At 72.7% G+C, this 20,171-nt stretch carries 16 protein-coding genes; 5 read left to right on the forward strand and 11 right to left on the reverse strand.

The features are described 5' to 3' along the window. Nucleotides 1-7 precede the first annotated feature (7 nt). The 4 genes from K0V08_RS01930 to K0V08_RS01945 form a co-directional block, all read right to left on the reverse strand. Complete coding sequence (locus tag K0V08_RS01930; protein WP_079532644.1) at nt 8-808, reverse strand: signal peptidase I; 801 nt, start codon at nt 806-808, stop codon at nt 8-10. 26 nt (nt 809-834) lie between these two features. Then, nucleotides 835-1,737, reverse strand: a complete 903-nt coding sequence (locus K0V08_RS01935) for a hypothetical protein (protein ID WP_079532647.1) — start codon at nt 1,735-1,737, stop codon at nt 835-837. Then, nucleotides 1,734-2,336 carry a TasA family protein gene (locus K0V08_RS01940; RefSeq protein ID WP_012037935.1) on the reverse strand — a complete coding sequence of 201 codons (603 nt, stop codon included), beginning with the start codon at nt 2,334-2,336 and terminating at the stop codon, nt 1,734-1,736. The genes K0V08_RS01935 and K0V08_RS01940 overlap by 4 nt, the downstream gene beginning before the upstream one ends. Nucleotides 2,337-2,432: 96 nt before the next feature. Then, entirely contained in the window at nt 2,433-2,978 is a 546-nt protein-coding gene (locus K0V08_RS01945) for an alternate-type signal peptide domain-containing protein (RefSeq protein ID WP_079532649.1), read from the reverse strand. Between the two features lie 357 nt (nt 2,979-3,335). Between K0V08_RS01945 and K0V08_RS01950 the strand changes: the two genes are divergently transcribed. The 4 genes from K0V08_RS01950 to K0V08_RS01965 all read left to right on the forward strand — a co-directional run bounded on the left by K0V08_RS01950 (nt 3,336) and on the right by K0V08_RS01965 (nt 9,328). Continuing rightward, entirely contained in the window at nt 3,336-4,982 is a 1,647-nt protein-coding gene (locus tag K0V08_RS01950; protein WP_079532652.1) for a sensor histidine kinase, read from the forward strand. 136 nt (nt 4,983-5,118) lie between these two features. Next, nucleotides 5,119-6,948 carry a BCCT family transporter gene (locus tag K0V08_RS01955; protein ID WP_012037938.1) on the forward strand — a complete coding sequence of 610 codons (1,830 nt, stop codon included), beginning with the start codon at nt 5,119-5,121 and terminating at the stop codon, nt 6,946-6,948. Nucleotides 6,949-7,077: 129 nt separating this feature from the next. After that, nucleotides 7,078-8,094: a diacylglycerol/lipid kinase family protein gene (locus tag K0V08_RS01960; RefSeq protein ID WP_079533727.1), complete on the forward strand. Its 1,017-nt coding sequence runs from the start codon at nt 7,078-7,080 to the stop codon at nt 8,092-8,094. A 55-nt stretch (nt 8,095-8,149) separates the two neighbouring features. After that, nucleotides 8,150-9,328: an AAA family ATPase gene (locus K0V08_RS01965; RefSeq protein ID WP_079532655.1), complete on the forward strand. Its 1,179-nt coding sequence runs from the start codon at nt 8,150-8,152 to the stop codon at nt 9,326-9,328. A 124-nt stretch (nt 9,329-9,452) separates the two neighbouring features. Here the strand turns inward: K0V08_RS01965 and K0V08_RS01970 are convergent, their stop codons facing one another. The 3 genes from K0V08_RS01970 to K0V08_RS01980 form a co-directional block, all read right to left on the reverse strand. Continuing rightward, nucleotides 9,453-10,556 carry a fatty acid desaturase family protein gene (locus K0V08_RS01970; RefSeq protein ID WP_012037941.1) on the reverse strand — a complete coding sequence of 368 codons (1,104 nt, stop codon included), beginning with the start codon at nt 10,554-10,556 and terminating at the stop codon, nt 9,453-9,455. Nucleotides 10,557-10,873: 317 nt separating this feature from the next. Then, nucleotides 10,874-11,917 carry an NAD(P)-dependent alcohol dehydrogenase gene (locus K0V08_RS01975; protein ID WP_079532657.1) on the reverse strand — a complete coding sequence of 348 codons (1,044 nt, stop codon included), beginning with the start codon at nt 11,915-11,917 and terminating at the stop codon, nt 10,874-10,876. Nucleotides 11,918-11,966: 49 nt separating this feature from the next. Next, nucleotides 11,967-12,710: a hypothetical protein gene (locus K0V08_RS01980; protein WP_079532660.1), complete on the reverse strand. Its 744-nt coding sequence runs from the start codon at nt 12,708-12,710 to the stop codon at nt 11,967-11,969. A 164-nt stretch (nt 12,711-12,874) separates the two neighbouring features. On the opposite strand from K0V08_RS01980, the gene K0V08_RS01985 reads away from it, so the two are divergent. Further along, the gene (locus K0V08_RS01985; protein WP_079532662.1) at nt 12,875-13,522 is read left to right on the forward strand and encodes a DinB family protein; all 648 of its coding nucleotides are present in this window, start codon (nt 12,875-12,877) and stop codon (nt 13,520-13,522) included. A 27-nt stretch (nt 13,523-13,549) separates the two neighbouring features. Here K0V08_RS01985 and K0V08_RS01990 read toward each other — a convergent pair whose 3' ends face one another. The 4 genes from K0V08_RS01990 to K0V08_RS02005 all read right to left on the reverse strand — a co-directional run bounded on the left by K0V08_RS01990 (nt 13,550) and on the right by K0V08_RS02005 (nt 20,005). Next, entirely contained in the window at nt 13,550-16,576 is a 3,027-nt protein-coding gene (locus K0V08_RS01990; RefSeq protein ID WP_079532665.1) for an alpha-mannosidase, read from the reverse strand. Nucleotides 16,577-16,695: 119 nt separating this feature from the next. Beyond that, nucleotides 16,696-17,604, reverse strand: coding sequence for a carbohydrate ABC transporter permease (locus K0V08_RS01995; RefSeq protein WP_079532668.1), 909 nt, complete (start codon nt 17,602-17,604; stop codon nt 16,696-16,698). Between the two features lie 2 nt (nt 17,605-17,606). Continuing rightward, a complete protein-coding gene (locus tag K0V08_RS02000) occupies nt 17,607-18,611 on the reverse strand; it encodes a carbohydrate ABC transporter permease (RefSeq protein WP_079532670.1) in 1,005 nt (334 codons plus the stop codon). Between the two features lie 2 nt (nt 18,612-18,613). After that, complete coding sequence (locus K0V08_RS02005; protein ID WP_012037948.1) at nt 18,614-20,005, reverse strand: extracellular solute-binding protein; 1,392 nt, start codon at nt 20,003-20,005, stop codon at nt 18,614-18,616. Between the last annotated feature and the right edge of the window lie 166 nt (nt 20,006-20,171).

Here is a 20,171-nt window from a genome sequence, read left to right on the forward strand (position 1 = left end):
CGTCTGATCAGCCGCGGTGGCGCCCCCGGGTGCGGACGGCCGCCGGGGCAGGCTCGGTCGCGTCGACGCCCGGGTGCGACGGATCCACGCGGGCGGCCTCGGCGACGCCCGCCGCCATCGCGTCGGAGTGCACGTGGTCGCCCTCCGCCACGACGTCCGCCGCGGCCGACGCGGTGCGCCTCTTCCGGGTCTGCACGGCGCCCGTGATGATCGTGACCGCCGCGTAGGCGAGGAGCGCGACCGCCGCGGCGGGGATGATCCAGCTGCGCGCCTGCCCGTTGACGGCCTGGTTCGCCCAGCCGACGAGCGGCACCGAGTACCAGACCTCGCCCTGGATCTGTCCGGGCGTCACGGGCAGCGAGTCGGGGGAGGCGTTGTTGTCGCCCTTGAAGGTGAAGGATCGCGTGCCGTCGGAGGCGGACGCGATGGCGGTGATCCGGTGGGTGATGACGGCAGGGTCGCCCGAGCGGATCTGGTATGTCGCGACGTCGCCGATCTCCAGCGCGTCGGGGTCCACGGGCCGCACCACGATGAGCGTGCCCGGCGGGAGCGTCGGCTCCATCGACTGCGTCAGGATCGTCAGCGGGACGGATCCCGAGACCTTCGGCACCACGAGCAGCACGGCCGCGAGCGCGATGACGAGCAGCAGGATCCCGACGCTGAGCCCCACGGCCGCCGAGCGGGCGAGCTGCGTGACGCCGCCGCGGGGCCGGGTGCCGGCCTCGAGCTCGACGGGGGCGAGGTCGTCCGCGGGGCGCGCGAGAGCGTCGGCGTGCCGTGCGCGGAGGCGGGGGAGGAGGCGGGGCATGGTCTGTCGTCCGGGTCGGTTCGGGATCAGGAGCAGCGGAAGCCGCGCGCGCCGCTCTGCTGGAAGGCGACGACCGTGCCGTTGGCGACCTGGCGGACCTTCGCGCCGTTGCCGTCGAGGAGGTCGACGGAGACGGGCACCGTGCCGTCGGCCGCGAGCGTCGACGGAACCTGGTCGCGCGTGATGGCGGCCTTGCCGTAGGAGCCCTGCGACGTGGCGATGCGCGTGCCGTTGACCATGACGCCGTAGTTCGAGTCGGAGGACGCGACCGAGGTGTCCCAGGCGACGAAGACGTACCAGTTCCCGTCGGTCGGCTCGCATCGGAAGCCGCCGGTGACGGCGGGTGCCGGGGTGGTCTGCTTCGCGGTCGCGGTGTCGCGACCCGTCCAGCTGCCGGATCCCAGCACGGTCGTGAGCGTGGCCGTGACGGATGCCGCGTCCTGGGGGAACGCGGTCGCGGTGGTGCGCACGCACCAGGTCGCCGAGGCGCCCGGGGACAGCGTCCCGGACAGCGTGGGCGGGACCACCCAGTTGGCGGTGGAGGCACCAGAGCCGACGGGTGTGCTGGCCGTGCAGCTCGAGCCGCTCGCGGCCCAGGCGACGACGCGCACGTTGCGCGCGAAGTACTGGTCGTTCGTCGAGGAGGTGGGCGCCGCCATGGTGCCGGTCCACGAGTCGCGGGTGGATCCCGTGTTCGTGACGAGGACCGTCGCGGTGCGGCTCGGGCTCTGCGAGGTGAGCTCGCCCGCGAGGCGGTCGAAGCCGCTCTCCGTCACGGCGACGCTGGCGCTCGCGACGTTCGCGCTGGTGGAGGTCGACGACGCCCAGAGCGCGTGGCCGGCGGTGGCGCCGAGCCCGACGAGGAGGACGGTGAGTCCCACCAGGAGCGCGGCGTGCGCGCGCCCCCAGGGACGGCGGGTGCGGCTCACGGCTGCACCTGCGTGCCGACGATGGCGAAGGTGAGCTGCGCGGTGGATCCCTGGACGCTCTGCGGCGCGTCCGTGTCGAGCAGGACCTCGGTGCAGACGACCGAGGAGGCGCCGGGCTGGATGCGGACGAACCCGCTGGGCGTGTGCAGCTGGCCGGGGCGGCCGGAGAACGTCGTGGCGCCGTGGACGCAGTCGGCCGTGGTGGCGACCGGTCCGAGGCGCAGCGAGAGCTCGCCGGGGAAGGCGCTGTTGGAGGAGGTGCCTCGGGTGGAGATGGCCACGTCCAAGGCTATCGTCCCGGTGTTCTTCGCGGTGAAGGTGCCGAGGGTGCTCTGCCCCGGGAGGAGCTTCGAGGAGTCGAGGGCGGACTGCTGGGTGACGACGAGCCCGCTCGTCCCGCTGGTGACGCTCGCGGGCTTCGTGCTGGCGGCGCCGTTCCAGAGGGCGTAGCTGCCGCCCGTCGCGGCGAGGGAGGCGACGACCACGGCGGCGAGGAGGCCGGTGGTGAGCCAGGCGGCGCGGAGGGGGCTGCGCCGCGCCGGTCGCGCGGAGCGACGGCCGTGCGCGGGACGCGGGGCGGGGGCCTCGTTCCTGCGCATGTCGTCCTCGTTCCGGGTGGTGGTGGCTGGTGCGGTGGTGCGGGTGGAGCCCCCTCCCCGCGGGCGACGTCACCGCGGGGAGGGGAGACAGGGCGACTAGATCGCGCGCTGGGTGAGCGTGAAGGCGAGCTTGTCGAAGGAGAGCGTGCCGTTCTGGCCGGTCGTCGCGGCGGAGGGGAAGGTCACCGTGAGGACGACGTTCACCTTGGAGGCGGACGTGGAGGGCTTGACCGTGAAGGTGTTCGCGGCGCTGGCGGGGGCGATGCTGGCGTCGGTCGAGGTGACGTCGAGCTTCGTGGTGATGGCCGCCTTGAGCGCCGCGTCGCCCGTGATGGAGACGGGGTTGTAGGTGAGGTCCGCGGCGAGCGAGTCGCCGGTCGCCGTGACGGTCAGGGCACTCGTGTACTGGAGGACGTTGCCCGGCACGATGCGGTAGGTCGCGGGGTCGATGACCTTGCTGCCGCCGTTGGTGATGTCGGTCCAGACGCCCGCGGTGTCGGCGGCGAGGGCGAGGTTGCCGGAGGAGACGCTGGAGGCGGCGACCGTGGCGTTGGCGTTCCACAGCGCGAAGCTGCCGGCGCCGCCGAGGAGGAGGACGATTCCGGCGGCACCTGCGACGGCACCGGAGACGATCTTGTTCATGGGGTTTCCTGTTCTTCGCGCGGTGTGCCGCGCATGCTCATGGGGAGGCGGCGGGTGGGTGTCCCGCCGGTCGTCTCCGGTCCTGCGTCGGCGCCTGGGCGGCGCTCCTGCGGTGTCGTACCGGTGTTCCTTCGACATGCATCACTCTGACGGAGCGGTCTCAAGCCACCCGCTGGCAATCCGCAAGTCCCCCCGAGCTTTCCCGCAAGCCCGCCCCGGCTTCGGCTCAAGGCCGGGCGGGCTGTCCGCGGACGGTCCGGCCGGATCCGCACGGCGTCGCGGTCGGGGGCTGCGCGGGTCCCTCGGTCTAGGCTCGGGCCACGGCGTCCTCCGACGGCGGAACGAGGAGGAACGCGCATGACCTCTCCCGTCCTCGCGGCCCGGTCGTCCGCGGACGCGCGGCGGCGGCGCGGGTCCACCCGCGCGCAGGTCCCGTTCCTCCTCAGCTGCGCGGTCGTCGCGGTAATCGTGGCCGTGGTCGAGCCGGTCATCGAGCTCGACGCCTGGTTCGCCGTCGCCGTCGCCATGGTGCTGGCCGGCTCCGTGCTCGCCGTCGTGGTCGCGACCACCCGGATCCCGTCCGCCGCCCTCATCGCGGTGCCCGCGCTCGACCTGCTCGCGGTGGCGTTCATCCGCGATGCGACGGTCGCCACCCTCCCCGCCGCGGCGCTGCTCGTGATCTTCCCGCTCCTCTGGCTCGTGTTCGGCTTCCCGTCGGGCGGCGTCCCCGTCGCCGTCGCGGGCGCGCTCGCCATCACCGTGTTCCCCGTGCTCCGCGAGGGCGGGTTCCCCGAGACGAGCGCCGGGTGGGCCGACCTCGTCGGCGGCCTCCTCCTCATCGCCCTGCTGGTCGGCGCGGCGGCGCAGGCCGCGGCCACGCAGCGCCGGGATCAGCGCGAGCTCGCCGAGGCGACGGCGGCCCAAGCCCGGCTCCTCGCGGAGTCGCGCGAGCAGACCGCCACCATCCGCGACGTCGCGGACGCCGTCGACGTGGGCATCGTCTTCTTCGACGCCGACGACCGGCCCGTGATCCGCAACGCGGCCGTCCGCACGCTCCTCGACATCGCGGGCTACGACCACGAGACCGGCATGGCGACGTCCGTCTACGGGTCCGACCGCGTCACGCCCGTCGCGCGCGAGGGCAGGGTCCTGATGGAGGCGGTGTACGCCGACAAGGTGCACGGGCCCGTCTACTGGGTGGGGGAGCCCGGCAACCAGCGCGCCCTGGTGCTCTCCGTCCGACCGATCGGCCGCCGGACCGGCCAGCTGGCGGGCACCGTGCTCGGGGCGTACGACGTGACCGACCTCGCCCAGGCCGTCCAGGTGCGCGACGAGTTCCTGGCGACCGTGTCGCATGAGCTGCGGACGCCGCTCACCAGCATCGTCGGCTACCTCGACCTGCTCGACGAGCTGCACGACCCCGCCGAGCTGGGCATCCAGGAGGAGCTCGCCGTCATCCAGCGGAACGTGGCGCAGCTGTCGAGCATCATCGGCTCGCTGCTCGAGGGCGCCGACCACGCGCCCGCCCTCCGGCGTGGAGCGGTCGACCTGACGGCGCTCGTCGACGCCGTCGCGCGGCCGGCCGCCGCGCGGGCCGCCGAGCGCGGCCTGGTGCTCGACGCCAGGCTCGAGCCCGGGATCACGCTGGACGGCGACGCGGATCGGCTGACGCAGGTCGTCGAGGCGCTCGTCTCGAACGCGCTCCTCTTCACCCCATCCGGCCGCATCGACGTGGCCGTCGTCACCGAGGGGGACGACGCCGTGATCTCGGTGGTCGACACGGGCGTCGGCCTCAGCGAGGAGGACCAGCAGCACGTGTTCGACCGCTTCTTCCGCGCGCAGTCGGCCCGCGACGGCGCCGTCCCCGGGATCGGCCTGGGCCTCTCCATCGCCGAGCGCACCGTCACGGCGCACGGCGGACGCGTGCGCATCGCGAGCCGCCTCGGCCACGGCACGCGAGTGGTCGTGACCCTCCCGCGGCGGGACGACGCGACGGGCGCCTAGCCCTCGTCATAGCCGATGGCAAGGCCCACGGGCGAATCGGCAGAAACCGCGCCCGCCGCCTAGACTCGGCCGGTCGCTCGCGGGACCCCTGCGTGCGATGCCCAGGAATCCGAGCCCACAGGAGCCCATCCCCTCCATGACCTCCACGCGCACGTCCGCAGAACGCCTGCTCGACCGTCTCGTCCCGAAGCGCAGATCGGGCCCCGACGGGACCCGGCCACCCCGCCGCGACCACTCCGACCACCGCCTCCTCGAGGCCAGGTTCACCGGGTCCGTCGACCTCTACGAGCCCGAGCACCCGAAGATCGACCGCCTCGTCTTCGGCGTCACGGCCGTCCTCGCGGTCGGCTTCGTCGTCTGGGGCATCGTGAGCACCGACGGCCTCGCGACGATCTCCGGCACCGCGCAGAGCTGGGTCATCAACCAGACCGGCTGGCTGTTCGTGCTGGCCGCGAGCTTCTTCGTGATCTTCGTGATCTGGCTGGCCGCGAGCCGCTACGGCCGCATCAAGCTGGGTGCCGACGACGAGAAGCCGCAGTTCAAGACGGTCTCGTGGATCGCGATGATGTTCAGCGCGGGCATGGGCATCGGCCTGATGTTCTTCGGCGCGGCCGAGCCGCTCAGCTTCTTCGTCACCCCGCCGCCCGGCACCACGCAGCCGGAGTCGGAGGCGGCGATCCGCACCGCGATGGCCACCGCGATGTTCCACTGGGGCCTGCACCCGTGGGCGATCTACGCGGTCGCCGGCATCGCGATCGGCTACGGCACGTTCCGCAAGGGGCGCAAGCAGCTCTTCTCCTCCATCTTCCAGCCGCTGCTCGGCACCAAGCGCACCGAGGGCTGGGCGGGTCGCGTCATCGACATGCTAGCGATCTTCGCCACGCTCTTCGGCTCGGCGGCCTCGCTCGGCATCGGCGCGACGCAGATCGGCGCGGGCCTCGAATTCAACGGCTGGGTGGACGAGGCCACGGCCCCGCTCCTCATCGGCATCATCGTCGTCCTCACGATCGCGTTCATCTTCTCGGCCGTCTCGGGCATCGCCCGGGGCATCCAGTGGCTGTCGAACATCAACATGGTGCTGGCCGTCGTGCTGGCCGTGTTCGTGTTCGTCGTCGGCCCGACGCTCCTCATCCTGAACCTCATCCCCGCCACGCTCGGCGCCTACCTCGGCGACATGACCGAGATGGCGTCGCGCACCGCGGCGACCGGCGGCGACGAGATGAGCGCCTGGCTGTCCAGCTGGACCGTCTTCTACTGGGCCTGGTGGATCTCGTGGACGCCGTTCGTCGGCATGTTCATCGCGCGCATCAGCCGCGGTCGCACCATCCGCGAGTTCGTGGTCGGCGTGCTCCTCGCGCCCAGCATCGTGGCCCTCATCTGGTTCTCGATCTTCGGCGGATCCGCCATCCACGCGCAGCAGACCGACGGCGACATGACCGTCGACGGTGCCGTGGTCAGCGACAACACGCTGTTCCAGCTGCTCAACCACTACCCGTTGGCGAGCATCAGCACCGTCCTCGTGATGCTGCTCGTCGCGATCTTCTTCGTCTCGGGCGCCGACTCGGCGTCCATCGTGATGGGGACGCTCTCGCAGCGCGGCGCGCTCCACCCGAGCCGCAAGGTCGTCGTGTTCTGGGGCGTCGTCATGGGCGCGGTCGCCGCGATCATGCTCGCCATCGGCGGGGGAGGCACGGAGGCCCTCACCGGCCTGCAGAACCTCACGGTCGTTGCCTCGCTGCCGTTCGTGATCGTGATGCTCGTGGCCTGCTACGCGCTCTGGAAGGAGCTGCGCACGGATCCGCTCATCGTGCGCCGTCAGGTCGCGGTCGAGATGATGCGCGACGCCGTGGTCAACGGCGTCGAGCAGCACGGCGACCACTTCCAGCTCTCGGTCGACCCCGTCGAGCCGGACGAGGCGGAGGTCCGCGAGCCCCTCGGCGACGAGGACGAGGCCCGGCGCTCCTGACGCCGGCCACGCACGACGAAGCCGACCCGCGCCCTGTGCGCGCGGGTCGGCTTCGTCGTCCGGTCCGCCCGGCGCACGCGGGGGCGCCCGCACCCCTCGCGGGCCGCGCGCGTCGGTAGGGTGACCATGATGACGACCTCCACCCCCGCCTCCGCACCCTCGCCCGCGTCCACCGACGGCTCGCGCCGTCGTGCCGCCGTCGTCTACAACCCCATCAAGGTCGACCTCGCGTCCCTCAAGACGAAGGTCGCGCAGGCGGCGGGCACCGCCGGATGGCAGGAGACCCTCTGGTTCGAGACCAGCGAGGACGACCCGGGCAAGGGCGCCGCGCAGGAGGCCCTGTCGCACGACGTCGACATGGTCATCGCGGCGGGCGGCGACGGCACGGTCCGCGCGGTCGCCGAGGGCATGTCGGGATCGGGCGTCTCGCTCGGCCTCCTGCCCTCCGGCACGGGCAACCTGCTGGCCCGCAACCTCAAGCTCACGCTCAACGACGTCGACCACTCGCTCGAGGCGGCGTTCTCCGGGCGGGACCGCACGGTGGACCTCGCGGCCATCGAGATCCTGCGCGAGGACGAGTCACGCGACAAGCACGTGTTCGTCGTCATGGCGGGCGTCGGCATCGACGCGAAGATGCTCGCCAACACCGACTCGGAGCTGAAGAAGAGGGTCGGCTGGCTCGCCTACGTCGACGCGATCTTCAAGGCGCTCCGCGACAGGGACCAGCTCCGCCTGCGCTACCGCCTCGACGGCCGCAGCGTCCACCGCCGCCGCGCGCACACGCTCATCGTCGGCAACTGCGGGTCGCTGCCCGCCAACATCCTGCTGCTGCCCGACGCGGCGGTCGACGACGGGATCCTCGACGTCGTGCTCATGCGCCCCGAGGGCATCCTCGGCTGGATCCAGATCTGGCTCAAGGTCGCGTGGGAGAACGGCGTCGTCCGCCGCACCGCAGCCGGCCGACGCCTCATGGGCCCCGAGAAGGAGGTGCGCGCGCTCGAGTACCGCACCGCCGAGGAGGTCGTGGTCCGCCTCGAGAAGGAGGAGGACATCGAGCTCGACGGCGATCCCTTCGGCCGCGCCATCGGCTTCAAGATCCAGGTCCTCCCCGGCGGCCTGACCGTGCGGGTGCCGCAGGACTCCTGATCCGCGTCGCCGGGCCGCGGACGCATCTGTCGGCGGCCCATGGGAGGGTCGCGGCATGATCCGCACCCTCGCCGTCTCCGGCTACCGCTCCGTCCGCGACCTGGCGCTGCCCCTCACCGGCCTCGACATCGTCACGGGCGCCAACGGCAGCGGCAAGTCCAACGTCTATCGTGCGCTCCGCCTGATCGCGGACATGGCGCAGGGTGGCGCGGTCGGGGCGCTCGCCCGCGAGGGCGGCCTCGAGGCCGTGCTGTGGGCGGGCCCCGAGGGCCTCAGCCGCGCGATGCGCGACGGCGACCACGAGGTGCAGGGCACCATGCGGAAGGGCCCCATCGCCCTCCGGCTCGGCTTCGCGGGCGACGAGCTCGGCTACCTCGTCGACCTCGGCATCCCGCAGCGGGATCCGCGGGCCCTGCCCCCGACCATGTTCGGCCGGGACCCGGAGATCAAGCGCGAGCTGGTCTTCAGCGGACCGGTGGCGCGTCCCCGCTCGCTGGTGCTGGAGCGCCGCTGGCAGGACGTGCGCGTCCGCGACGAGGCCGACGGCTGGCAGCACGTGCCCGCGATGGTGCCGCCGCACCTCAGCGTCCTCAGCGAGGTGGCGGACGCGGTCACCAGCCCGGAGGCGATGATCCTCCGGCGGCGCATGGGCGGCTGGCGCTTCTACGACCACCTCCGCACCGACGCCGACGCTCCCGCCCGCCGGCCGCGCGTGGGCACGCGCACCCCCGTCCTCGCGAGCGACGGCTCGGACCTCGCGGCCGCCGTGCAGACCATCCGGGAGTGGGGCGACGGCGACGCGCTCGACGCCCTGGTCGACCGCGCGTTCCCCGGCTCGACCATCGTGGTCCGCTCCCAGGACGGCGTCCTGTCGCTCGGGCTCCGGCAGCCCGGCATCCTCCGCGTGCTCGACGCGGCCGAGCTCTCGGACGGCACTCTGCGGATGCTCATGCTCACGGCCGCCCTGCTCACGACGGAGCCGCCGGAGCTCATGGTGCTGAATGAGCCGGAGACGAGCCTGCACCAGGATCTGCTGCCCGCGCTCGGCGAGCTCGTCGCGGAGGCGTCGCGGAAGGTGCAGATCCTCGTCGTCACGCACGCACCCGGCCTGGCCGCGGCGGTGTCGGGGCACGCGGAGGCGGGCGAGCTCCTGCTGGAGAAGCCCCACGGCGAGACGGTCCTGCGCGGTCAGGGGCTGCTCAGCGCCCCGTCGTGGGACTGGGGCACGCGCTAGCGGTCGGCGCGGGGCCGGCACGACGGGCGCCGGGTGCACGACGACGCCTCCCGGTCGCGGCCCGGAGGGGCGGAGCGAGCGGGAGGCGTCGGGTGGTGCGGGGTGCCGTGATCAGCGGCCGTGATCAGCGTCCGAAGGCCGCCGATGCGGGGCAGTCGAAGGGGTCGCCGCCGGCGGAGAGGCCGACGCGGTTGAGGTAGGCGATGACGATGCCGTACGAGGCCAGGAGCGTGGTCTCGGTGTACGGGATGTTGTGCGTCGCGCAGTACTCCTTCGCGATGACCTGGGCCTTCTTCAGCGCGGGCCGGGGCATGTTCGGGAAGAGGTGGTGCTCGATCTGGTAGTTGAGGCCGCCCATGTAGATGTCGGTGAGCCAGGTGCTCTTGATGTTGCGGCTGGTGAGGACCTGGCGGCGGAGGAAGTCGACCTTCGAGTCCTTCGGCAGCACGGGCATGCCCTTGTGGTTCGGGGCGAACGAGGCGCCCATGTAGACGCCGAAGACGGCGAGCTGCACGCCGACGAACGCGAACGCCATGCCGAGCGGGAGGAAGAAGAAGACGACGGCGAGGTAGGCGATGATGCGCGTGGAGAGCATCGAGATCTCGAGCCAGCGCTTGTCGACCTTGCCGCGACCGAAGACCGTGCGGAAGCCGTGCACGTGCAGGTTCAGGCCCTCGAACATCAGGATGGGGAAGAACGCGTAGCCCTGGTGGCGCGTGAACCAGCCGTAGAGGCCCTTCGCGCGGGCGGCGTCCTCCTGCGTGAAGGAGATGACGTCGCGCTCGATGTCCGGGTCCTTGCCCATGACGTTCGGGTTGGCGTGGTGGCGCGAGTGCTTCGTCATCCACCAGGAGTAGCTGATGCCGACGAAGAGGTTGGCGAGCGTGCGGCCCGCGATGTCGTTGGCCTTGCCGGACTCGAACACCTGGCGGTGCGAGGCCTCGTGGGCGAGGAAGGCGAACTGGGTGAAGATGATGCCGAGCCCGGCGGCGATGAGCAGCTGGAACCAGCTGTCGCCCAGCGCGACGAACCCGATGCCGAGGCCGACGAGCGCCGCGGTGATGCCGGCGAACATGAGCACGTAGAATCCGACGCGGCGCTCCAGCAGCCCGGCTTCGCGGACGGTGTTGAGCAGACCCGAGTAGGCGGTGGTGGGATTCGATCCACCGCCGCGCTTGGGCTTGGTCAGCACGATGCGGGGAGGGGCGGAGGTGTCGGTGTCTGTCATGTGCCTGCTCACTCGAAGGTCGGGGCCTCGCGGCCAGGGGGAGCGGCCCGTCTCACGGGACCAAGGGGATGCAGCGCCGTGATCCGCGTGACGCTCCGGCTGCCGGGGATCAGGGGCGACCGAGTCCTTACCCTGCCATGCCGCGAGGCGCCGTGGGCTGAGAAACCGTCGGTGCGTCGCGGCTCGTCGGTCGCGTGTAATGTTCGTGGCCGCCCGCCCCGCGGTTCGGTCCCCGACCGCTGGAGGAGCTCCACGGACGCATTCCCGCCGCGGCATGGACGCCGGCGACGGCCAGGATCCGGCGATGCGTCGGCTGGCTACGGCACGATCACCGCGCGTCCGCAGACGGTGCCCGCGGCGAGCGCGGCGTACGCCTCGGGGCCGTCCTCCAGCGCGTACCGCTGCGTCTCGACGGTGACCTGCCCGGAGCGCGCGAGGTCGAGCACCTCGATCAGCTCGGAGCGGCTGCCCCAGTAGGGGATCCGCACGGCGGCGTCGAACGCGATGGTCCCGAAGCCGACCTCGACGGTGCCGCCGCCGATGCCGACGATCGTCACGTCGCCCGCGGGCTCGACCACCTGGAGGGCCGTCGCCATGGTGGGGGTCGCGCCGACGAAGTCGAATACGGCCTGCACGCCGCGGCCGCCGGTGATGGCGCGGATGCCGTCGGCGGCGTGCTGGTCGCTGATCACCGTGTGGTGCGCGCCGACGTGACGGGCGAGCTCGAGCTTCTCGTCGGTGACGTCGAGGGCGATGACGGTGGCGCCGCTGAGGGCGCGGAGGATCTGGATCCCGACGTGGCCGAGGCCGCCCGTGCCGATGACGACGGCGTAGGTGCCCGCGCCGAGCTTCGGCAGCGACGTCTTGATCGCGTGGTACGGGGTGAGGCCGGCGTCGGTGAGCGAGACGTTCGCGACGGGATCGAGGTCGCCGAGGGGCACGAGGTGGCGCGGGTCGTCGACGATCATGTACTCGGCCATGGCGCCGGGCGCGCCGAGCCCGGGAGGCTGGATCCCCTCGGCCGCGGCGTTCTCGCAGTAGTTCTCGCGGCCCTCGGCGCACGCGTGGCAGCGGCCGCAGCCCCAGGGGCCGTAGACCGCGACGGCGTCGCCGACGGCGAGGTGCTCGACGCCCGCGCCCAGCTCCTCGACGACCCCCGCGCCCTCGTGGCCGAGCGTCAGGGGGAGCGGGTAGCCGGCGGAGCGGTACTCCTCCTCCGAGAGGCCCATCACGTACTCGTCCGAGTGGCAGACGCCGGCGGCGGTGACGCGGAGGAGGACCTGACCGGGCCCGGGGACGGGCCTGTCGATCTCGACGACCTCGGGGTGGGATCCGATGCGGGTGTACTGGAGGGCCTTCATGCCCCCACCGTATTCCCCGAGCGGGGGAACCCCCTGGGCGTGGAGTTCGTCAGGGCAGGCGGGTGCCGTGCGGCGGCACGACGGGCGGCGCGACGGTGCGCTCGGACTCGGGGAGGGCGAGCTCCGCGTCGGCGGCGTCGCGGAGGAGCGCCATGCGACCGGCGGCGAGGGACTGCGTCCAGAGCGTCGACGCGGACATCAGCAGGTAGATCGGCGCGAACCACAGCAGGGTGCCTGGGTCTCCCGCGAGGGCGTAGGCGGGGAGCCCGACGAGCGCCATGACGCTGAGGACGAGCGCCCCGGGGACGGGCGCGGCCGACTGCGCGATCGCCCGGCGGGACTCCGTGGCCACGCGTCCGGCGGTCCCGGGGGCGAGGGCTACCCGGCCGCGCGGGTCCACGGCGGCGTCGAGGAGGCCCGCGTCCCGCCAGGCCGGGTGCGTCCCGGCGACCGTCGGGTGGCGGCGGATCGCGCGCGCGAGCCAGATCGTCACCGGGATCACGGCCGCGGCGGTGCCCACCACCGCACCGAGCACGATCGCTCCCGGGAGCGCGGTCTCGGGGCCGTCCGCGCGCGCGAGCACGGGCTCGATCAGCAGCGCCATGGCGACGCCCGCGACCAGCGCGACGCCGAGCGCCACGAGACGGCGGAGCGGGGTGACGACCTCGGCGATCCAGGCGGCCACGGCGCGGGAGCCGATGCGGGCGAGCGCGCGCCTGCCGTGGCCCGGGTCGGCGGACCCGTCGGCCTCGATGGCGGCAGCGCCGTCCGCGGTCGTGTCATCGGCGGTCATGCGGGCCTCCCGGTCCGGGGCCGGTCGACCCGCCCCCGTCCATCCTCCCGGGCGGACGGGCCGGGGACGGACCGTCGTGCGCCCCCTGTCCGGGGCGCGCCAGCGACGCGGGGCTCGCCCGCCGGGGCTGGACGGATGTCGGCGGTGGCTGGGATGCTCGCGGCATGACCGCAGCGCAGCCCTCCTCCGCATCCGACCCCGCCCGCGTGCCGGACGACGACGCCGTGCGCGACGACCTCATCCGCCACCTCCGGCTCGCGCGGGAGGCGCTCGTCTGGAAGCTCGAGGGCCTCGGCGAGCACGACATCCGCCGTCCGCTCGTGCCGACGGGCTCCAACCTGCACGGGCTCGTGAAGCACGCGGCGGGCGTCGAGGCCGGCTACCTCGGGTTCGTCTTCGGCCGGCCGTTCCCCGAGAAGCTGCCGTGGATGGAGGAGGACGCGCCGCCGAACGCCGACATGCGCGCCACAGCGGAGGAGTCGCGGGCCGACATCGTGGGCCTGTCCGAGCGGGTCGGCGCGCACTCCGAGGCCACTCTCCGGGCGCTGCCGCTCGACGCCGTCGGCCGCGTGCCGTGGTGGCCGGGGGAGGCCGGGCGGGTGACCGTGCGGCGGATCGCCGTGCACCTGGTCGCCGAGCTCAACCGGCACGCCGGGCACGCCGACGTCCTCCGCGAGCTCGTGGACGGAGCCGTGGGACTCCGCCAGGACAGCGGCAACCTGCCCGAGGGCGACTCCGCGTTCTGGCGGGCCGAGCACGCCGAGACCGCACGGGTCGCGCGCGTCGCGGCGGGGCTGCCCCCGGTCGATTGACCGGGCGCCCCGCCGCGTGACGCGCGTCTAGCGGTGCGCGAACCGCAGGGTCGCGATCTCGAACGGCCTCAGGGTCAGCTCGACCCCGTCGGCGGACGGCTCCGAGACGGCACCCTCGAGGGGCCGCTCCAGCAGGTCGGTGCGGACGGCGTCGCCGAGGCCGGCCGCCGGGTCCACCCGCACGACCGCGCGCTCGCGGCCGCCGCGCGCCTCGTAGAGCCGCACGACGAGGTCGCCCGAGCGGTCCTCGGCCAGCTTGACGGCCTCGATCACGACGGCCGCGTTCGACGAGGCGACGAGCGGGTCGACGCCGTGGTCGCCCCGGACCTCTCGCACCGGCAGGTTGAGCCGGTAGCCCGCGTCGGCGGCGTCGAGCACATCCGGCGCGACCCGGACCGCGGAGCGCAGCACGTGGCGGCCCTGGTCGGCGTGCGGGTCGGGGAACACGGGCGCCCGGAGCAGCGACTGGCGCACGAGGGTCGCGCTGCCGCCGTCGGGGCGGGGGATCCGCGTCACGTCGTGCCCGTACGTCGCGTCGTTCGCCACGGCGACGCCGAAGCCCGGCTCGCCCACGTGCACCCAGCGGTGCGCCACCGTCTCGAAGCGCGCGGTCTCCCACGACGTGTTCGCGTGCGTGACGCGCTGCACGTGCCCGAACTGGACCTCGGACGCGGCGCGGTCGGCGTGCACGTCGAGCGGGAAGGCGAGCTTGAGGAGCTTCTGCCGCTCGTGCCAGTCGACGTCGGTGACCACCTGCAGCTCGGGTTCGCCCGCCGCGAGCGTCCAGGTCTGCGTGACCCGCGACGCGCCGAACGCGCGCTCGACCACGAGCGCGTCGCCGTCGATCCGCACCGCCGTCACCTCGGTGAGGTCGGTGCGGTTGCGGCGGTAGGCGTCGTCGATGTCCCACGCGTCCCACTGGTTCGGGGTGTCGCGGAACAGCTGCAGGAGGCCGAGGCGCTGACCGGGGGCGACGAGGTCGCGGCCGGACGCGGCGTCGACCAGCGACGAGACGGTGCCGTCCGCGTCGACGCGCGCCCGGATGAGCCCGTTGTCGAGGATCCAGCCGTCGCCGTCCGCGACGGGCGCGGGGGAGGCGGGGGCGGGGTCCACGACCGCGGCCGACAGCGCGCCGACGCCGTCCGCGTCCACGGGCGCCGCGTTGAACGAGATGCGTCGGTCGCCTGGTCCCGCGAGCGCGGACTGCGCCCGGGCGACGAGCTCGCGCAGGCGGCCCTGCACTCGGGCGTGCTCGCGCTCCGCCTCCTGGTGCACCCACGCGATCGACGTGCCCGGCAGGATGTCGTGGAACTGCAGCAGCAGCACCGTGCGCCACAGGGCGTCGAGCTCGTCGTGCGGGTACACGCCGAGGTCACGGACCGCGGCGGTCGCGAGCCACAGCTCCGCCTCCCGCAGCAGGTGCTCGCTGCGCCGGTTGCCCTGCTTCGTGCGCGCCTGCGAGGTGTACGTGCCGCGGTGGAACTCGAGGTACATCTCGCCCGACCACACGTGCGGATCCCGGATCTCGGCCTTCGCGGCGTCGAAGAACGCGAGCGGCGTGCCGAGGGTCACGCGCGGCGACCCCTCGAGGTCGCGCGTGCGGTGCGCCGCCGCCGTCATCTCGCGGGTCGGCCCGCCGCCGCCGTCGCCCCATCCGAACGGGACGATGGACGCGTTGCTCACGGCCTTCTCGGCGTGCTGCCGCTCGGCGCGCGCGAGGTCCTCCCCGGAGAGGTCGGAGTTGTAGGAGTCCACCGGCGGGAAGTGCGTGAAGACCCGGCTCCCGTCGATGCCCTCCCAGAGGAACGTGTGGTGCGGCATCGTGTTGGTCTCGTTCCACGACTGCTTCTGCGTGAAGAAGTACTCGGCGCCCGCGCCCCGCACGATCTGCGGCAGCGCTCCCGTGTAGCCGAACGAGTCGGGCAGCCACACCTCGCGGGCGTCGATCCCGAACTCGTCGAGGAAGAACCGCTTGCCCTGCACGAGCTGGCGGACGAGCGCCTCGCCGCCCGGCATGTTCGTGTCCGACTCGACCCACATGCCGCCGACTGGCACGAACCGGCCCTCGGCGACGCGCTGGCGGAGGCGCTCGAAGAGCTCCGGGTGGTCCTCCTTCAGCCAGGCGTACTGCTGCGCGCTGGAGGCGGCGAACACGAAGTCGGGATCCTCGTCCATGAGCGCGAGCACGTTCGAGAAGGTCCGGGCGACCTTGCGGCGCGTCTCGCGCACGGGCCAGAGCCAGGCGGAGTCGATGTGCGCGTGGCCGACCGCGGTGACCCGGTGCGCGCTCGCGTGGGCGGGCGCGGCGAGCACGGCCGCGAGCTCCCTCCGGCCGGCGGCGGCGGTGCCGGCGACGTCGTCGGGATCCACCGCGTCGCACATGCGCTCGAGCGCCGCGAGGATCTCCGCGCGCCGCGATGACGCCGGATCCAGCTGGCCCATGAGCCCGCGCAGCGTCCACACGTCGCGGTCGAGCTCCCAGACGGCCTCGTCGCGCCACGCGAGGTCCATCGTGCGCAGCCGGTAGATGGGCTCGTCGCCCGCGGTGGCGAGGTCGCCGAGCGGCGTCTCGCCGTGGAAGGAGTCGCCGCCGATGTCGGGGTTCGATGCCGCCTCGATCCAGAGGTCGATGCGCGTCCCCGGCGCGGTGCCGGCACCGATCGCGGCGAGCGGCACGTAGCCGTTGTACGGCTCGATGGCCTTGACGACGCTGCCGTCCGGCCGGTGGACGAGGCCCTCGGCCTGGAAGCCCGGCTGCCGGTCGCTGAAGCCGAGGTCGACGAGCACCTCGAGCGCGGTGCCGTCCGCGGCCCCGTCGTCCGGCACGGTGCCGGTGATGTGGAACCACGTCGTGCCCCACGCCCAGCTCCACGGCGTGCCGACGGCGAACGGCCGGTAGTCCTGCCGCACCGCCTCGGCGAACGGCACGGGCTCGCCCGGCGCGTCCCACGCCTCGATCGCGAGCGGCATCCGTCGGCGGTGGACGTTCGGCACGAGGCGGTCGCGGACGAACCGCTCGACACGGGCCTCGGCGAGCGCGGTGGTGGGGGGCATGGTCGTCTCCAGTCGATGGCGCGGCGGACCGCGGGCGGGTGTCTCCAGCGTGCGCCGCGCGGGCGTCGGCGTCCGGCGGCGGATGGTGCGGTGGTGGTGCGGATGGATGCGCGGGCCGGTCAGCCCTTCACGGCGCCGGCGAGCGCGTTGGATCCGCCGAGCGTGCGCGAGACGAGCACGTACAGCGCGATGACGGGCACCGAGTAGACGAGCGAGAACGCCGCGAGCTGGCCGTACGCGACGGATCCGTACTGCCCGAAGAAGTTGAAGATGCTCACGGCGGCCGGCTGCTTGTCCGGGCTCAGCAGCAGGATGAAGGGCACGAAGAAGTTCCCCCAGGCCTGGATGAACACGAAGATGAACACCACCGCGATCCCCGGCCGCATGAGCGGCACGACGATGTGGGTGAGCGTGCGCATCATCGACGCGCCGTCGGTCCACGCGGCCTCCTCGAGGGAGATCGGCACGGAGTCCATGAAGTTCTTCGCCATCCAGATCGCCATCGGCAGGCTCGTGGCGGCGAGGAAGAAGACCGTGCCGCCGATCGAGTCGATGAGGTCGAGCGTGACGAAGAGGCTGTAGACGGGCACCATCATCGCGGTGATGGGCAGGCACGTGCCGAACAGGATCCCGTAGAGGAACGGCTTGTTGATCCGCATCCGGTACCGCGACAGCGGGTACGCCGCGAGGATCGCGACCACCACCGTCACGACGGCGCAGCCGCCCGAGAGCACGAGGCTGTTCATCAGCGGGATGAACGAGATCTCCGGCGTGAGCACGGCCTGGAAGTTGTCGAGCGTGAACTCGCTCGGCACCTTCGCCGACAGCGTCGCGGACGGATCGAAGGCCGCGAGCAGGAGCCACACGAGCGGCACGGCGAAGCACAGCGCGACGAGCACCAGCACGCCGTTCGCGACCTGGCGCATCACGCGTCCGCTCGGCGAGGTCATGCGGGAGCCGGGCGGTCGGGCCGCCCGCCTCGCTCGCGCCGGCCGGGTGGCGGGCGGGGTCATCGTGGTCACGGCCATGGTCAGTCCACCTCCGGGCGCAGGGCCCTGATGTAGATCACGCTGAACACCGCTCCGACGAGCAGCATGATCGTGGCGATCGCGGTGCCGAAGCCCAGCTGCGAGAACTGGAACGCCTCCTGGTAGGCGAGGATCGGCAGTGTCGAGCTGGAGGTGCCGGGGCCGCCGCCCGTCATCACGAAGATGAGGGTGAAGACCGACAGCGTCTGCAGCGTGGTGAGCATCAGGTTCGTCGAGATGCTGCGGCGGATCACCGGCAGCGTGATGAAGACGAGCCGCTGCCAGCCGGTCGCACCGTCCACCTCCGCGGACTCGGTGATCTCCGGCGGCACCTCCTGCACGGCCGCCGCGTAGACGAGCATGGAGAAGGCGGATCCGCGCCACACGTTCGCGAGGATCACCGAGAGCAGCGGCAGGCCGTACAGCCAGTTCGCGCCCTGGATCCCGAAGAAGCCGAGGATCGTGTTGAGCGTGCCCGAGTCGTTGAAGAACGCGTACGCGGCGAACGCGGCCACGATCTCCGGCAGGACCCACGCCGCGATGACGAAGGTGCCGACGATCGCGCGGACGACCCGGTTGCCCTGCCGCATGAGGAGCGCGAGCCCGAGACCGACGACGTTCTGCCCGACGACCGCCGAGAAGAAGACGAACGCGAGCGTGAGGAGCACCGACTTCGGGAAGTCGGGGTCCGCGAACAGCGCCGTGTAGTTGTCGAAGCCGATGAACTGCGCGCCTCCGGCCGCGTACCCGGTGAGGGACGCGTCGGTGAAGGAGCCGTAGAGGCTCGAGATCACGGGGCCGAGGAGGAACAGGGCGAGCAGGACCATGGAGGGGATCAGCGGGATGGTGCGCGCGCCGGTGCGGAGCGCGCGGGCGCGGGCCCGGCCGGGGCGGACGGGAGGAGGCCCTCCCGCGCCCGGAGCGCCGCCGGGTCCCGCCGCGCCCCGCCGGTCGGCGCTCCGCGCATCGGCGTCGCGGCCGACCGGGACGGGGGCGATGGTGGCCACCGTCAGCCCTTCGCCTTCTGCGTCCCGTCCTCGCCGACGATGCCGACGAGGGCCTGGTCGTAGGCGGCCGCGGCCTCCTGTGGGGTCTGCTGGCCGGTCATCACCGACTCCATCGCGACCGTGATCGCGTTGGAGATGCGGCTGTAGTCGGTGGTCGCGGGGCGGAAGTGCGTCTTGTCGACGATCGAGGAGAAGAACTCGAACGTCGGGTTGGACGCCACGTACTCCGGGTCCTCGGCCACGTCGCTGCGGACCGCGATCTGGCTCGCCGCGATGTCGTACGACTGCGACCCGTCCTTGTCGAGCGCGTCGGCGATGAACTCGAACGCCTTGTCGGGGACCTTCGTCTTGGCGCCGACCGCGAGGGTCCACCCGCCGGACATGCTGACCGCGCCGGGGGCCTGGCCGTCCTGCGTGGGCATGGGCGCCTGGCCCATGACGTCGCTCCACTCGGGCCACGGGTTCGTGCCCGTGTCGAGCCAGGTGCCGCTCAGCCACGAGCCGTCGAGGTCGATGGCGAGCTTGCCCTGGGGGATCCACTGGCCGGCGACGATGGTGCCGATGTTGGTGTCGAGCGCCTCCTCGGGCTTCGGGCCGATGCCGCCCTGGTAGACGTCGCGGATGAAGCCGAGCGAGTCCTCGAAGCCCTGCGAGCCCGTGATCCACTTGCTCGTCGAGTCGTCGTACAGGGTGCCGGTGGGGGTGCCGTAGTGCAGCATCTCGAAGCCCTGCATGGTCGCGCCCTCGCCCTGCGGCTTGCCCGAGTAGACGTTGAGCGGGATCACGTCCGGCATCTCCTGCTTGATGGTCTTCGCCGCGTCGAGGACGTCGTCCCAGGTCTTGGGCTCCCACGGCACCGGGAGGCCGGCCTTCTGGAAGAGGTCCTTGTTGTACCAGAGGGCGCGCGTGTCGGTGCCCATCGGGATCCCGTACACCTTGCCGTCCTCGCCGACGCCCGCCTGCTTGGCGGAGTCGAAGAACTTCGACCAGTCGTCCCACTTCGCGACCTGGTCGTCGAGGGGGAGGAGGTAGCCGGCGGCCGCGTCGGACTTCACCTTGAAGGTGTCCTCGTACATCACGTCCGGGGCGGTGGAGGCCGAGCGGTTCATCAGCGCGAGCTTCGTGAAGTAGTCGTCGTTCTGCGCGGCGATGGGCACGAACTCGACCTTCATGCCGGGGTTCGCGGCCTCGAAGGTCTTCGCGGTCTCCTTCATGTGGGCGTCCATCTGGGTGAACGTGCCGAACTTCTGGTACGCGACCTTGATGGTCGTGCCGTCGTCCCCGCCGCCCGCGCCGCCCGAGCAGCCGGTCGCGAGGAGGAGGGCGGCGACGGACGCCGCCGTGATCTGGAGGACGCGGGCCCGCGTTCTGCGGCGAGGCGTTCGATTCGTCATGGTGCTCCCTTGCTCCACTGGCTCGGACGGTCGGCGTCGTCGCGGACCGTCGAGGGTTAGCCAAACGTATGGACTAATCCATGTCAAGACATCATGGTGACGATCCGGTCTCGGGGCGCGGCGGGAGGACGGGCGGGCGCGGGACGGTCCGGCGGCGGCGGCGTGG

The sequence above is a fragment of the Clavibacter michiganensis genome (assembly GCF_021216655.1).
In the GTDB taxonomy this organism is placed as follows: Bacteria; Actinomycetota; Actinomycetes; order Actinomycetales; family Microbacteriaceae; genus Clavibacter; species Clavibacter michiganensis.